At 59.5% G+C, this 15,764-nt stretch carries 8 protein-coding genes and 2 rRNA genes; 1 reads left to right on the forward strand and 9 read right to left on the reverse strand.

Annotation, left to right across the window (positions count from 1 at the left end; all coding sequences use genetic code 11):
- Positions 1 to 3 precede the first annotated feature (3 nt).
- Entirely contained in the window at positions 4 to 1,530 is a 1,527-nt protein-coding gene (locus tag ACLK1G_RS12145) for a CoA-acylating methylmalonate-semialdehyde dehydrogenase (protein WP_420765643.1), read from the reverse strand.
- A gap of 141 nt (positions 1,531 to 1,671) precedes the next feature.
- On the opposite strand from ACLK1G_RS12145, the gene ACLK1G_RS12150 reads away from it, so the two are divergent.
- Positions 1,672 to 2,619 (forward strand): LysR family transcriptional regulator, encoded by a 948-nt coding sequence (locus ACLK1G_RS12150; RefSeq protein WP_420765662.1) that lies wholly within the window; start codon positions 1,672 to 1,674, stop codon positions 2,617 to 2,619.
- Here the strand turns inward: ACLK1G_RS12150 and yfiB are convergent.
- The 8 genes from yfiB to ACLK1G_RS12190 form a co-directional block, all read right to left on the reverse strand.
- Positions 2,616 to 3,119 (reverse strand): outer membrane lipoprotein YfiB, encoded by a 504-nt coding sequence (gene yfiB, locus ACLK1G_RS12155; protein ID WP_420765644.1) that lies wholly within the window; start codon positions 3,117 to 3,119, stop codon positions 2,616 to 2,618. The two genes, ACLK1G_RS12150 and yfiB, sit on opposite strands and share 4 nt — an antisense overlap.
- A 4-nt stretch (positions 3,120 to 3,123) precedes the next feature.
- Positions 3,124 to 4,392 (reverse strand): diguanylate cyclase DgcN/YfiN, encoded by a 1,269-nt coding sequence (gene dgcN / locus ACLK1G_RS12160; protein WP_420765645.1) that lies wholly within the window; start codon positions 4,390 to 4,392, stop codon positions 3,124 to 3,126.
- Positions 4,389 to 4,964: a regulatory sequestration protein YfiR gene (yfiR, locus tag ACLK1G_RS12165; protein ID WP_420765646.1), complete on the reverse strand. Its 576-nt coding sequence runs from the start codon at positions 4,962 to 4,964 to the stop codon at positions 4,389 to 4,391. Before yfiR ends, dgcN begins: the two co-directional genes overlap by 4 nt.
- A 146-nt stretch (positions 4,965 to 5,110) precedes the next feature.
- Positions 5,111 to 7,198: an exodeoxyribonuclease V subunit alpha gene (gene recD, locus ACLK1G_RS12170; RefSeq protein WP_420765647.1), complete on the reverse strand. Its 2,088-nt coding sequence runs from the start codon at positions 7,196 to 7,198 to the stop codon at positions 5,111 to 5,113.
- On the reverse strand, positions 7,195 to 10,884 hold the full coding sequence (gene recB, locus ACLK1G_RS12175) for an exodeoxyribonuclease V subunit beta (RefSeq protein ID WP_420765648.1): 3,690 nt from the start codon (positions 10,882 to 10,884) through the stop codon (positions 7,195 to 7,197). Before recB ends, recD begins: the two co-directional genes overlap by 4 nt.
- Complete coding sequence (gene recC, locus ACLK1G_RS12180) at positions 10,881 to 14,333, reverse strand: exodeoxyribonuclease V subunit gamma (RefSeq protein ID WP_420765649.1); 3,453 nt, start codon at positions 14,331 to 14,333, stop codon at positions 10,881 to 10,883. The genes recB and recC overlap by 4 nt, the downstream gene beginning before the upstream one ends.
- Positions 14,334 to 14,488: 155 nt before the next feature.
- Positions 14,489 to 14,604, reverse strand: a 5S ribosomal RNA gene (rrf, locus tag ACLK1G_RS12185).
- A 155-nt stretch (positions 14,605 to 14,759) separates the two neighbouring features.
- A 23S ribosomal RNA gene (locus tag ACLK1G_RS12190) occupies positions 14,760 to 15,764 on the reverse strand; the annotation flags it as partial.

Raw genomic sequence — 15,764 nt, forward strand, 5'->3', positions numbered from 1 at the left:
TCCTTAACGCAGATTGATGGTGGTGTTCACACCGTCATTGACGCTGTCGTCATCGAACCAACGCGCGGTAACGGTCTTGGTCTGAGTGTAGAACTGCACCACCTGTTTGCCGTAAGGGCCAAGGTCGCCAAGCTTCGAACCACGGGAACCGGTGAAGCTGAAGAACGGTACCGGCACCGGGATCGGAATGTTGATGCCCACTTGGCCGACGTCGATTTCGCTCTGGAACTTGCGCGCCGCCGCTCCGCTCTGGGTGAACAGGCCGGTGCCGTTGCCGAATGGGTTGGCGTTGACCAGGGCAATGGCCTGATCCAGGGTGTCGACTTCCAGCACCACCAGCACCGGGCCGAAGATTTCTTCGGTGTAGATGCGCATGTCGGTGGTCACGCCGGAAAACAGGGTCGGGCCGACAAAGTTACCTTCCTCGAAACCCGGCACGCTGATTTCCCGTCCGTCGAGCTCCAGCTTCGCGCCTTCCTTCACGCCGCTTTCGATCAATTCAAGGATCCGCGCCTTGGCTCGCTTGGAAATCACCGGGCCGACATCAGTGCCCGGCTCGCTGCCTGCGTTGACCTTGAGCTTCTGCGCCAGCGCCTTCAGCTCCGGCAACCATTGCTTGGCCGCGCCCACCATCACCACGACGGAGGTGGCCATGCAACGCTGGCCCGCCGCGCCGAAACCGGCGCCGACCAAGGCGTTGAGGGTTTGCTCGCGATTGGCATCGGGCAACACCACCGCATGGTTCTTGGCGCCCATCATCGATTGCACGCGCTTGCCATGGCGGCCCGCCAAGTCATAGACGTGGGTGCCTACCGCTGTGGAGCCGACGAAGGAAACGGCCTTGATGTCCTTGTGGGTACAAAGCGCATCCACCACGTCCTTGCCGCCGTGCACCACATTGAGAACGCCTGCCGGTACGCCGGCCTCGATGGCCAGTTCCACCAGCAGCATGGTCGACAACGGATCCTGTTCGGACGGCTTGAGCACGAATGTATTGCCGCAGGCGATGGCCATCGGAAACATCCACAACGGGATCATCGCCGGAAAGTTGAACGGCGTGATTCCCGCGCATACCCCGATCGGCTGGCGCAGTGTGTAGGTGTCCACGCCCCCGGCGACGTTCTCGGCGAACTCGCCCATCTGCAGGGTGCCGATGGAACAGGCGTGCTCGACCACTTCAAGGCCACGGAAAATATCGCCTTCGGCATCCGCGATGGTCTTGCCTTGTTCGGCGCTCAGCACCGCGGCGATGCGCTTGGAATGCTCGCGAATCAGGGCCTGGAGCTTGAGCATGATGCGCATACGCGCACCGATGGGCGTCAGTTTCCAGGTCTGGAAGGCACGCTGGGCAGCGGCGATGGCTGCATCGACTTCCGAGGCCGTGGCAAACGGGACCTTCGCCAGCACCTGTTGGGTAGCCGGGTTGACGATGTCGTGCCATTCGTTGGATCGGGATTCAACCCACTCGCCATCGATCAACAGTTTGACGGTATGCAGGGCAGTGTCGCTGGGCGTGAGGGAAACGTTCATGCTGGCCTCCGGGATTGTTCTTATATAGAGAGCGCTGGTTCAGCTAAGACCAAGACGCACGAGCACGCTTGGTGATGAGACGGTTTATGGAGTATAGATGTGCAAACTTCTAATAAGAACGCACATAAAAACCGGTCCATCATGCAAAAAAACATCACCTCCCTCGGTTCGCTGAACTGGGACGACCTCAAGTTTTTCCTCGAAGTGGCCCGTACCCGCAAGGCCAGCACCGCCGCCAAGCGCCTGGCGGTCGACTACACCACCGTGTCGCGACGCATCAGCTCGCTGGAAGCTTCATTGGGCACGCTGCTGTTCGAAAAATCCCGGACCAATGGTTTTGTTCTGACGGCCGAAGGCCAGCGGTTGCTGGGCTACGCCGAATCGATCGAAAGCACGCTGCACATGGCTTGCGAACAGGTGTCTGGCTCCGGCGTCGCGCTGTCCGGCCATGTGCGCATGGGTTGCACCGAAGGCTTCGGCAGCTTTTTCATCACGCCGCAATTGAGCCACTTCGTCGATGCGTACCCGGCGATTTCAGTGGACATCCTGCCGCTGCCGCACTTCATCAGCCTCTCCAAGCGCGAAGCCGACATTGTCATCGCCCTCGAGCGCCCTGAACATGGCCCATATGTCTGCTGCAAGCTGTGTGATTACCGGCTGCAGCTCTACGCAACCCAGCACTACCTGGACAACCATCCGCCCATCCACCATCCGGCGGATCTGGGCAAGCATTCGTTCATCAGTTATGTCGACGACCTGGCATTCAGCTCCGAGCTGCTGTACCTGGCCAATGTCTTGCCCGGCGCGCACGCACATCTGCGCAGCACCAGCGTGATCGCGCAGTTCGTCGCTGCGCAGCAAGGTCGGTCGCTGGCAATCCTGCCGTGCTTCCTCGCGGCCCAGGACGCACGCCTGTTGCCGGTGCTGCCAGACGAAATCACCGTTACGCGGCAGTTCTGGATGTACTGCCGGGAGGACTTGAGGAAGCTCAAGCGGATTACGTTGTTATGGGACTACATCAGGGATGTGACTGAGCAGAACCGGCCATTGCTGATGGGCAACAGCCGGGAGATGGTTTTTGCCGACTAATCGGCGATGACCACGATGGCAACGCGGCGGTTTTCGGTGCGGCCGCTGGCGGTGTCATTGGACGCGACGGGCTGGCTGCTGCCGAGGCCGCGCGACTGGACGTTCTCTTCGCGCATGCCCACGCCGATCAATACTTTACCGACGCTGTCGGCCCGACGTATCGACAGTTGTTCGTTATAGGCTTGGGAGCCTGATGCGTCGGTGTGACCATCGATGCGAACTCGCTCGATACCCGCGCCCAGCAGCGCCTTGCCAATGCGCTCGACAATTTCGGTGCTGGCTGGATTGAGGGTTTCCACATCGCTGCCAAACAGCACTTTGCCTGAGAGGCCGAAGGCCCAGCCCTCCTCCGTCAACTTGAAACCCTGCTCCTTGAGGACGGCGATTTGCGCTGGGGTCAGGCCCTTTTGCGGGGCGGTCTGACACCCAGCGAGGGTAAATACGGTGATCAATAAAAATGCTGCGAACCGCAGCAGAGAAAAACGAGCATTCGAAAGCATGCATTCAGCTCCTGGTTTGAAGTTCCGCGACCGGGTGCTCCGCACCCGCCGTGTGTTGACCGCCTCGGGCGAGGCGTTTGGCCTGGTACATCGCCGCATCGGCGGCGCTGAGCAGCGCACCGGGCGTTGCCCCATGCTCGGGGTAAACGGCAATGCCGATACTGAGGGAGGTCAACACCGAGGCATTACCTGGCAACTGGATCGGCATTTCCATGCTGGCGATGATTTTTTCGGCGATTCGCTCGGCATCTTCGATCTTGTGCAACGGCGTCAGCAGCACCGCGAATTCGTCGCCGCCCAGGCGTGCCACAAGGTCATCTTCTCGTAACTGAGCCCGCACCCGGGTCGCGACGGCAGTCAACACCGCGTCGCCAGCGGCGTGGCCGAAGTTGTCATTGATGCCTTTGAAGCGATCGCTGTCCAGATACAGGACGGCCACTTGCTCGTCGAGCTTGCTGGCATTGCGCAAGGCGCGGATCAATCGACCTTCGAAAAATGCCCGGTTCGGCAACCCGGTCAGGCTGTCGTGGCTGGCCTGGTGAGCCAAGGTCTCGTTTTCACTTTGCAGGTGGGTCTGCCAGGACTCGAGCTCAGCGAGCAATCCATTGAAGTCATTTCCCAGGTTATCCAGCTCGGCGATGTCGGCCGGCGGAACCCTTCGGTCCAGGGCTCGCTCGCAGCGCGCGGCGTGGGCGACCTCAGCCAAGCTGCGCAACGGTCCAGTGATCGCCCGCAACTGACGTCGCGCCAGATACAGCGCGACCCAGGCACTGACCGCCGTACACACGATGATTCCCGCCAGGCCGCTGAGCAGAAAACGCAACAGACTGCCGCCATGCCCCGCCAGCAGGATCCTGCCGATATTTTGCCCTTGGTGGACGATGGGAAGGCTGATGGGTTTTTCCAGGAACGCCTTGGCGATGTGCATTTCCAGCTCTGAAAGAAGTCCGGTCTCCGGCCGCTGCCAGCGCGCTAACAAGCGGCCCTGCTCATTGAATACCTGCGCATCGGCCACCTCTTCGGTGGTGGCGATCAAGGCCAGCGCTTCGGTGGCGGCGGCCTCGTCATCGAACACCACTGCCGCTTCCACGGTGTAGTTGATCGAACGGGCGATGAGGTGCAGGTTGTGATCGGCGTAGACACGCAAGGCAAGCACGCCCAGCAATGTAAGGGAAACACTGGCCATGGCGATCGCCACCAGCGCGACGATCAAATGACCGCGACCGATGACCGACCCCAACGTGGGACGAATTCGTGGTTTTGACGAACTCATGGGGCGGCAGGCCTGCGGCGTGATAGTTGGAGGACACTGGGATGGATGCGCACGCCACTACGGGCGACCGAGTCGAGATTGACCTCGAACGACACTTGCTCATCACCGACCCGCAGGCAAAACAGACTGCCCACGGTGCATTCATCCCCGCCCTCGCTGATGCTCAACACAGGTTGGCCAATCAGCGAAGCAAACAGACGGGAGCGTTCAGCAGTGCTCAGATTGCCGATATAGACGGCGTTGCAGTCAGCGGTGATGCTCGGATAATCAGCCAGCACACGCTGCACGGTCACGGGGCGACCGGTCGCCTGGGTGGTGCCTTTGACGAGGTCATCGGTATATTGGGTGGGGCCGACGATACACAGTTGCAGTTGCGTTGGCTCGACCGGCCACCGCGCATAACTGAGAATGCCTAATACAACCTGGGTGACCGCCTCGGCTCGCTGGTCGGCTCGAGTAACAGCCGACGGGTCCTGGGCAATGACCGCAGGCGACAGCAGCCACAAAAGAAAGGCAAGCAAATAATGCCTGCAATCCTTGCTGCGCACCGCCTCCCGTCCCACCGCCGTCATGAATGATCTCTTGTTGTAGATAAGAGCCGGAACGATAGCACAGTGTCAAAAAGCCAGCGAGACAGTGTCCTACAAAGAGCTCCGACAAAAAACAGGCATTAGCGCAAGCAACGCACTGGCACACCAAAACCGATCATTGCGTCACCTTACTCCCATTCCAACATCAAGCCGCTCAAGCGCTTGACCTTGCGTTGCACCGCCTCTTCGAAAATTCCCGCGCGTGGCTCTATCAGACTGAACCATTGTTTGGCCCGGGTGATAGCGGTGTACACCAATTCCTTGGTCAGTACAGGATTCAGGGCATCCGGAAGGATCAACGCCGTGTGAGTGAACTCCGAGCCTTGGGACTTATGCACGGTCATGGCGTATACGGTTTCCACATCGTTCAATCTGCTGGGCAGCACAAAACGCACGCCACCTCGGCCGTCGTTACGAGGAAATGCAACCCGCAGCACCTGTTTTCCGGCATCCGGTCCGTCACGCTCAGGCAACCTAAGGGCAATGCCGATATCGCCATTCATCAATCCCAACCCGTAATCATTGCGCGTCATCAATACCGGACGCCCCTCATACCAAAGCTGGTCATTGTCGATCAGCCGTGCTTTGAGCAGCGCGGCAGTGATCCGTTGGTTCAACCCTTCGACACCCCACGGGCCTCTGCGCACCGCGCAAAGCAACTGGAATTCGTCAAACGCCGACAAGACCTCCCGAGCCCAATCATTCCAGCAATCGTCTTCCAGCGGGCGGGAGGCCGCCGGACGCCGTTGCCGCAAGACGCTCAGATAATGCCGATATCCCTGCGGCCCGGAGGCTTGGCCATCCAGCAGCAAACGTTCCAGCGCAGTATCGTGTTCGCCTTTCAACGCCAACGTGGACAGATCGGGGTATTGGCCCTTGCGCAATAGGTTCCGCGCCTGCTCCGGCTGTTGTCCATTGACCAGGCGGGCCAACTGGCCAATCCCACTGCCCTCGCCGAAACGCCGGGAATGCCTGAGCATGACCACTTGCTGGGCGAGGGGGTGAGTACCTTCGTGGTCCTGCTTCAGGTCACTGGTCATCAGGTTTTCGCCGCTGACGGATTCGAGCCACGCCAGAGTCTGTGGGCTATACCAACCCTCTTCGGCATCGCGGCACAAATCGCCAAGCACCGCGCCGGCTTCGACCGAAGCCAACTGGTCCTTGTCCCCCAGCAATACCAAACGCGCATGGGACGGCAGCGCATCCAACAGATTGGCCATCATCTCCAGATCAATCATCGAAGCCTCATCGATGACCAGCACATCCAGTGGCAGGCGATTGCCTGCATGATGACGAAAATGACGCGTACCGGGACGACTGCCCAGCAGGCGATGGACCGTGGTGACTTCGCAGGGAATGCGTTCACGCACGGCATCGGTGACGTCCAGCGTGCGAACCTGTTGGCTGATGGACTCGGTCAGGCGTGCCGCCGCCTTGCCGGTGGGCGCGGCCAGACGAATGCGCAGCGGCTTACCTGCTTCGACAGCGGGTGCCTGCAACAAGGCGAGCAGACGCACGACCGTGGTGGTCTTGCCGGTGCCGGGGCCGCCCGTGACGATACTGAACGCGCTTCGGGTCGCGAGCGCGCAGGCCAGTTTCTGCCAGTCGACCGGCCCCGTCGCGCTGGCCGGACCAAACAGCCCGGCCAGGCGCTCATCCAAGTCATCAGGCACCGCTCCGTGGTCGGCCAGCCGTTGACGCAACGCATCGTCGATTCGTCGCTCGTAGCCCCAGTAGCGACGCAGATAAAGACGTTTACCGGCGAGTACCAGCGGCCGTTGTCGTGCCTGCTCACGCTCGTCGCCTGCCAGGGCGACCAGCGGGCTGGAAGCCAGTACTTTGCACCAGTCGGCACCATCGAGTGTCTGCAAAACCTGCGACGGCAATAGCATCACGCCGGGCTGCAGGTCTCCCTCCGGTGGCAAGGACAACGCAAAATCCGGCTCCTTGAGTGTTTCGAACAGATCCAGGCAGACATGCCCGTGCCCCAATTGATGGCTGGCAAGGGCCGCGGCAAGCAGCACCAGCGGGTCGTCTTCTGGGCACAGTTCATGGAGGAATGCCACGAATGCCCTGTCCAAGGCTCGCAGCCAACCGCGCTCCACCCAGCGAGTCAGCAGCAGCAACAGGTCGTCCACGTCGCTCAAGGGCGCCAAATCCACCAGGCTCTCGTCGTCGGAATGCTTGGGAAGCAGGTCCGCAAAAGAACGACTCATAACAGTTCTCCCTGCACCCAAGCCGGCTCCGCCTTGGGCTCGGGCATTCCTTGGAACAGGCGATCCAGTTGCTCTATCAAAGTACGCGCAGGCTTGGTGAAGTAGACACCCTGGCTGGCAGCGCGTGTGCCACGAAGGAATATATACAGCGCGCCGCCGACATGCTTGTCGTAGTCATAGTGGGGCAAGCGCGCCTTGAGCTGGCGGTGCAAGGCCAACAGGTACAGCACGTATTGCAAGTCGTAGCGGTTATCCAGGATCGATTGCTCCATGGCTTGCATGGTGTAGGCGGCGTCGTCCAATCCCAGCCAGTTGGACTTGTAATCGGCCACATAATATCGACCGTCGTGCTCGAAGGTCAGGTCTATGAAACCCTTGAACATGCCATTGAGCAATACCGGTTCCGCAGCGACACGAGCCACGCCGTCATGGGTGAATCGGCAAACCAGATCATCGAGCTTGAGCACATCGACCTTGTGGCTGGCGAACCAGAATTCCATTTCCACTTGGAACCGGGTCAAGTCTTCCAGCACCACCGGCGCTTGGCCGCCGCCAATACACAGAGGCGTTTTGATCAGGTGCAACAACCAGTCGCCAAGGGTTTTGATCCAGCCATTCCAACCCCGGCGGTTGCAGCGTCGGGCAATGGCATCCTCAATGATGGCTGGCGCCGTCGGGAATCCTTCGCCGGCAGCCCACTCCAGGAGCCCATGCAGGAAGGTACCGGGGTTGGGGCCACGGGGAAAACGGTGGATGTCACCGCCCGCAGCCGCAACTTCCCGCGGGGCGTCTGGGTCGAGTCGCTCATCATCGAACAGTTTCTGGGCTTGGGGATTTTCCGGTGCGGTGTCACCGCCCACGTTGAGGCTGTCGCCGAAACGCAACGCACTGTAGGAAGCAATCCACCAGTTCTCGCTGGCTTTGCGCAACGGAATCAAGGGTTCAAGCAATACCGCGTCGTTGCGTGCGGGTCGGTAGTGCTCGTCGCTGGGCTGGGGCATATCCAGGCAGCTCACCGCCTGGCTGCCTTGCCGCAGGTCTTCCAACCAACGTCTGAGCTCTACCGACTCGTTCAACGGCGCACCACCACCCAACAGATAGCCCAGGGCAGACAAATGTAGAATCGAGCGGTTATTACTGCCGCGCTTGAGATCGGCGACACCCAGCCAACAGGCGTGCTGGGCACGGGTAAGTGCCACGTACAAAAGACGCAGATCCTCTGCCAGACGCTCGTCATCGGCCTTGGCGATCAATTCCGGGGTCGGGGCGAGACTGATCTGCGCCTGGCCGCGCTCATCGTGGTAATGCAGCGGAAGTCGACTGCCATCCACCGGCTTCGTCGAGCATATGAACGGGAGGAACACCAGGGGGTATTCGAGTCCCTTGGACTTATGGATCGTCACTACCTTGACCAACTGCTCGTCGCTTTCGAGGCGAAGGATCTGCTCTTCTCCCGCCTGCCCGGTCATGGCCAGATGCTCGGCCAGGTAACGAATCATGGCTTGCTCGCCATCCAGCTCGACGGCGGCCTGCTGCAACAACTCACAAAGGTGCAGCAGGTTGGTCAGCACCCGCTCGCCGTCATCACGTGCCATCAGGGACTGAGGCAATTTGAAGTCGTGCAACAAGCGCCTCAGCATCGGCAGCACACCTTGCGCGCGCCAGACCATCCGATAGCCCCGGAATTGCATCACACGGCTTTCCCACGCCAACTCATCCTGGTTCAGGCGCTCAAGCTCTGTGAGCGGCAGGTTCAACGTAGTGCTGGCCAGGGCTGTGCGCAGCAGTCGCTCCACATCCGGCTCGGCACATGCCTTGAGCCAGGTCAGCAAATCCCTTGCTTCCTGGGAAGCAAATACCGAGTCCTTGTCTGATAGATAGACACTGCGCACGCCTCGTGCGGACAACTCGCCGCGCACGGCCTGCGCTTCCTTGCCATCGCGCACGAGAATGGCGATGTCGGCCGGCAGAAGACCACGAAGCATTTCCCCATCATGGAAAAAGCCATCGCGCCCCGACTGTCCGCCGTTGAGCAGCGCAGTGATTTCGCTGGCGCAGGCTGCGGCCATCTGCTGCCGATACACCGCTCCGGAAACTGGCTGGTCAGAGACCAGGTGCCAAACATTCAGGGCAGCGACAGTCTGCCCCGAAACCCGCAAGCTCTCTTTGCGCCCTTGGGACTCGACGGGCAGGAACGGCACGGGATTGTCACCCGATGGCTCGCGGAACAGGAAAGCCCCTCGCCCCTGCTGACGCGCCTCGGCATGTTGGAAAACCTGATTCACCGCGCCGACCATGGCATGGCTGGAGCGGAAGTTTGTCCCCAGCGTATGCAACCGGCCAGCGGTGGCTTCCCTGGCGCGCAGGTAGGTATAGATATCGGCGCCGCGAAACGCATAAATGGCCTGCTTCGGATCACCGATCAGGAACAGCCCGCTTTGCGGATTGTTGTCTTCAATGCGATAGATGCTTTGGAAGATTCGGTACTGGATCGGATCGGTGTCCTGGAATTCATCGATCAGCGCCACTGGGAACTGCTCGCGAATCAGGCTAGCCAGCCGCTCCCCGCCTTCAGCCTGCAACGCCGCGTCCAGGCGCAGCAGCATGTCGTCGAAACCCATTTCAGCCCGGCGCCGTTTCTCCGCTTCGAAGCGTGTCCCGACCCATTGCGCGGCATGCTGCAACACCGCCGCGTCCGGGGTAGGCAGGGCGTCCAGGCTGGCCTTGAGTCCCGACATCGCATCCAGCCCGGGATGACTGGGCACATCGCCTTTCCAGGCCTCGGCCATGCCCTCGGGCGTCAGCCGTGTGAAGCCGGTGCCAATGTCCAGCAGCTCGAGACTTTCGTCCTCGACCCAGGCCGTGATCTTCTGGAACCAGGGTTCGAAATAGCGAGCCTGCATCTTGCGTCCGTCGACGCTTTTATTGGCAACGCCCTGCTGGCAGATTTCCAACAACTCCACGGCCCATTGTCGCCAAGGAGCCTTGAGGTCGAGCAATGCCGCGCTGCGTTCCTGAAGGGATGCGACGATCAGCTCGGCCGGCTCGATCCCCTGCGCCTCACCTCGAGAACTGGAAAACAAACCCCTTACCCGGGGCAGCAGGGCGGCAGGCCCGCCCCAGTGAGCCCGCACCCAGTGCAGCGCTTCACCTTGCATCGAATAGCAGAACAGCCGCCAGTAGTCGCGCAGCACCTCTGCGAGCAACTCGCTGTGATCGGTTTCCAGGGTTTGCGTAAACAGGCTGCCACTGTCGAAGGCATGCTCGCGAAGCATTCGCTGACACCAGCTATGGATAGTCGAAACGGCCGCTTCGTCCATCCATTGCGCGGCTATATCGAGCCGGTTCGCGCAGGCTGCCCATTGCCCTTCCCCGAACTCATCACGCAACGAGGCAATCAACAAGTCCGGGGCGGGAATTTCATCGCGAAAAAAACGCGCCGCTTCCGCCAGGCGCGTACGGATACGCTCCCGCAGTTCCTTGGTCGCGGCATCGGTGAAGGTCACTACCAGAATCTGCGGAGGAAGCAGCTCGCGTTCAAACCGCGTCTGCGGGTCGCCATGCCCTAACACCAGGCGCAAATACAACGCCGAAATGGTAAAGGTTTTCCCGGTACCGGCACTGGCCTCGATCAATTGACTGCCACGTAGCGGGAAGGCCAGGGCCAAGGGGGTTTTCCGGCTCATGGATGTACGTCCTCGCTCACCAGTGAGCGCCAAGGCGCTTCGAGTAGCGGCCGATAAAGCGCATCACACCAGTCGGGAAATGTTTCGTCAGCGACCAGCGCATTGAAGTCGGGGTATTGCCGTGCCAGGGCAGGGCTTTCCCGGCGCTCCCCCTCAAACGTCAGCCCGTCACCTTCGTAGGCTTTGCGAGCCGCCGCCAGGGCTTTCTCCGGGTCGCTTTGGTCGAGCCAGGCGAACGCGGTCTTCACCGCGATTGGCAAGGGTTGGCGCATACCAGCCCGCCAGGCTTGCAGCAGGTCGCCAAGCACCTGGCGCGCTACGGTTTCGTCAAAAGGGGCGAGCAGCAAGCTGTCATCACTGGCGACCAATGCCGTAGTCATCGAAAGCCCACTGGCGCAGGCTACAAGATGGTTGACCCAGACCCGTATCAGTCGATGCCATTTGCGGGTCTTGGTAGATCCGATGCTGTTGGGGATAGCGGTAATGGCGAGGACCGAGCCATCGCCTCGCTGATGCAGGCCGCTGAGCCATCCTTCTACGCTGACATCGTGTATACGAAGGCTGACGGGGACGGCGCTGGTCAGTGGAGTGGGCCATGAAGACAGGAGCTGCTGGTAGCGCTGGAGCAGGTCAGGCAACGGCTCGATCAACTCGCGCTGCAGGCTTTCACCGAAACCCGCCATGGGCAGCAGGCCACTGTTCTGTAACCGCTTGGCGTGCGCCGCCAACGCCAGGTCCGATTGGTCGAGGCGAACAAGGGCGGCCTCGAGCAGGCTGTCGCTCAAGCTGTAGCGCTGCAGGGCATCGAGAACGAAAGGTTCGTCATCGGCCAGGGGGGCCTCGAAAGTCTCGAAGAACACCTTGAGTCGCTGGCTGAAGAAATGACGAACAGGATTGCGCAGAAAATCCTGCAACTGAGCGATCCCCAATGGCTCTTCCTGGGCATAGGGCTCCAACATTGCAGGCAGCGCGCCGTGTTCATGGGCCTCGTGAAGCGAACGCCATTCACCGGCATAGCTGAACAGCCCGTCACCCTGATAAAAGTACCGGGCGCTGAACGGCTGCAAAGGATGCTCCTGAGTCAACGCCTCGAGGAGACCCTCATCACCATTTGCCAACCGCCACCCACTGGCAAGATGATCACGCAACTGGCCGATCAAGACCGATGCCGGCCGATCGCTGTTGTCACGAATACTGCGACCGACCCAACTGATGTAGAGCTTTTCCCGAGCAGAAAGCAGCGCTTCCAACAGTAGGTACCGATCGTCCTCGCGCCGGGAACGATCGCCTGGGCGGTAATCGCTGCCCATGAGATCGAAATCCAGCGGTGGCTGAGCTCGTGGATAGTCGCCGTCATTCATTCCCAGCAAACAAACCAGCTTGAAGGGTATCGCTCGCATCGGCATCAACGTACAAAAATTGACCGCTCCGGCGAGGAAACGTTGGGACAACTTCCCCTGATCCAGTCCGGTCAGCCAGGCTTCCCTGACAACCGTCAAAGGAAGCTCATCCTCCAGCCCGACCGAATCGCAGGTTTCCAGCCAGGTTTCACGCAGGTCCTCGAGTTGGGCCAGCAGATAATCGTCGTGCTCGTTGCTTGCCAGGAAGAACAATTGCATCAAGTCATGCAGACGCGCCCCCCATTCCTTGGGAGAGGTTGGCTGGCTCAGCTCCCGGTGAGCGACTTCCAGCGCATCCAGCAAAGCCACCAGCGGACCGATCAAAGCCGCATCGAGGCCACCGATTTCGTCATAGGGCTCGATGCCCTCGTAAGCCTCTGAATCGCCAACCGCATACCCCAGCAACATGCGACGCAGGCCGAAACGCCAGCTGTTCTGCTCAAGCTCTGCGGGCAAACCCAAACTGGCGCGATGTCGGGCATTCATCCCCCAGCGAATGCCTGCTCCCTCAATCCAGCGGTGCAGTGTCGGCAAGTCGGCCTCATTGATGCCAAACCGCTCGCGCAACGCTGGCACGTCCAGCAGATCGAGAATCTCGCTGACCGGAAACCGACTATCCGGGAGCCTGAGCAAATGCTCGACGGCGATGAGCAAAGGGTCACGGCCACGCTGGCCCTGATCTGTCAGGGTGAAGGGGATGAAACGAGGGTCACCCCGATCAAGCTGGCCAAACACGGCGCGGATATGCGGCGCATAACTGTCGATATCCGGGACCATGACGATGATATCCCGGGGACGCAGGGACGAATCCTTGCTGAAGTGCGCAAGCAATTGATCATGAAGGATCTCAACTTCACGCTGGGCACTGTGGGCCACATGGAAACGGATCGACTCGTCTTGTTGCGTATCGACTGAAGGCCAGTGTTGCCGGGTTTCATCCAAGGGGCGCAATTCCAGGATATCGTCCTGCAGCTGGCTAAGGAGGGTCGTGGGATTACCGTCGCTAAACAGATCGATACGCCCTTCGCGAAATACCGAGCGATAGGTGTTTGGATCATCGTAGCTGTCGAGAAGGTTGATGTAGTCGCGCCCTTGCTTTCCCCAGGCAGCCAACAGCGGATGTGCATGCTGATGCAAAGTCTGCGAATCCAGGACATTTGGCATGCCGCTTTTTCGTGCCTGCCGTTTGTATTGGTGACGAAGCAGGTCCTTGTCGGCGACGATGTCCGCCCAATGGTAACGACAGGGGTTGTGAACACACAGTAAAACCTGGCTGAACCGTGAAAGACCGGCCAGGGCCTCAAGCGCTTGGGCTGGCAGTGAAGAAATACCGAACACGATTACGCGAGCCGGTAGGCCTTCGGGAGCGGCTTCAAGGTGATTGATGCGCTCAAGATAGCGCTGGTGAACGCCGGCACGGCTTTGAGCCATGCCCTCTTCACCCACATCCAAAAGCAGCGCTCGCCACAGCTCCGCTTGCCAGCAATTTGCCGGCGCGAGCGGCTTTGTTTCACCACGCACGCTCCTTGTCTGGTGCCGTCCCTGCGCCCAATCTTCAAGCCAGTCGGCTCGGTACACCTGATACTGGTCGAAAAGATCAGCCAGACGCTCGGACAATTGGTAGCGCTTACGTAAATCAGTGTCGTCAGACAGGAAACGTCGCAACGGTTCGAAATGAGGCTGTTCAATTAGCTGCGGCAGGAGACGCATCAGCCTCCATGTGAGCGGTGCCTTATCCAGTAAGGATTTAGCCGGAATTTCATCACGGCCAAGCACCATTCGATAGAGCTGCCACATGAAACTGCCGGGCAGCTGCACCTCGATGGCAGCCGCAATTCCGCAGCCGCCACTGTCATCGTCTTCAGGATCTTCAGCCAGTGCCAGCTTCAGCCATTGGGCGATGCCGTTGCTTTGAACGAGGGCGATTTCATTTTCAAGCGGGCCTAGCGGATAGCGTCGCATCAGGCTGATAACCAGGCTGCGCAACTCATCAAGGCGATTCCCATGAACCACCATGAAAGCAGGGCTGAGGGACGTCGCGTCCGGCATAAAGGCATCCTTGAAAAGTGCAAAAGCTAGGGCAGAACCTTAGCACTGTCGGTGGGCTGTGGCAGCCGGGAGCTGTCCGCGCTTATCGTAAGAACTTTCCTGCGGGCAAAACAAAACCCCTACCTGCATCAGCAGATAGGGGTTTCGGAATTTAATCTTGACGATGACCTACTCTCACATGGGGAAACCCCACACTACCATCGGCGATGCATCGTTTCACTTCTGAGTTCGGGATGGGATCAGGTGGTTCCAATGCTCTATGGTCGTCAAGAAATTCGGTAGCCAGCGCGTGCCTTACGGTCACGTTCCAGCGAATGGGTATGTGATAGCGTGTTGCTTTGTGAGTATCTCGAACTTTCGGTTCGTTTCGTCTTCACAACACCGCAATCTGGCCTCTTTCGAGTCTACAAATTGCTTGGGTGTTATATGGTCAAGCCTCACGGGCAATTAGTACAGGTTAGCTCAACGCCTCACAGCGCTTACACACCCTGCCTATCAACGTCGTAGTCTTCGACGGCCCTTCAGGGAGCTCAAGGCTCCAGTGAGATCTCATCTTGAGGCAAGTTTCCCGCTTAGATGCTTTCAGCGGTTATCTTTTCCGAACATAGCTACCCGGCAATGCCACTGGCGTGACAACCGGAACACCAGAGGTTCGTCCACTCCGGTCCTCTCGTACTAGGAGCAGCCCCTCTCAAATCTCAAACGTCCACGGCAGATAGGGACCGAACTGTCTCACGACGTTCTAAACCCAGCTCGCGTACCACTTTAAATGGCGAACAGCCATACCCTTGGGACCGGCTTCAGCCCCAGGATGTGATGAGCCGACATCGAGGTGCCAAACACCGCCGTCGATATGAACTCTTGGGCGGTATCAGCCTGTTATCCCCGGAGTACCTTTTATCCGTTGAGCGATGGCCCTTCCATACAGAACCACCGGATCACTAAGACCTACTTTCGTACCTGCTCGACGTGTCTGTCTCGCAGTCAAGCGCGCTTTTGCCTTTATACTCTACGACCGATTTCCGACCGGTCTGAGCGCACCTTCGTACTCCTCCGTTACTCTTTAGGAGGAGACCGCCCCAGTCAAACTACCCACCATACACTGTCCTCGATCCGGATAACGGACCTGAGTTAGAACCTCAAAGTTGCCAGGGTGGTATTTCAAGGATGGCTCCACGCAGACTGGCGTCCACGCTTCAAAGCCTCCCACCTATCCTACACAAGCAAATTCAAAGTCCAGTGCAAAGCTATAGTAAAGGTTCACGGGGTCTTTCCGTCTAGCCGCGGATACACTGCATCTTCACAGCGATTTCAATTTCACTGAGTCTCGGGTGGAGACAGCGCCGCCATCGTTACGCCATTCGTGCAGGTCGGAACTTACCCGACAAGGAATTTCGCTACCTTAGGACCGTTATAGTTACGGCCGCCGTT

The sequence above is a fragment of the Pseudomonas algeriensis genome, from assembly GCF_048847255.1.
Classification (GTDB): domain Bacteria; phylum Pseudomonadota; class Gammaproteobacteria; order Pseudomonadales; family Pseudomonadaceae; genus Aquipseudomonas.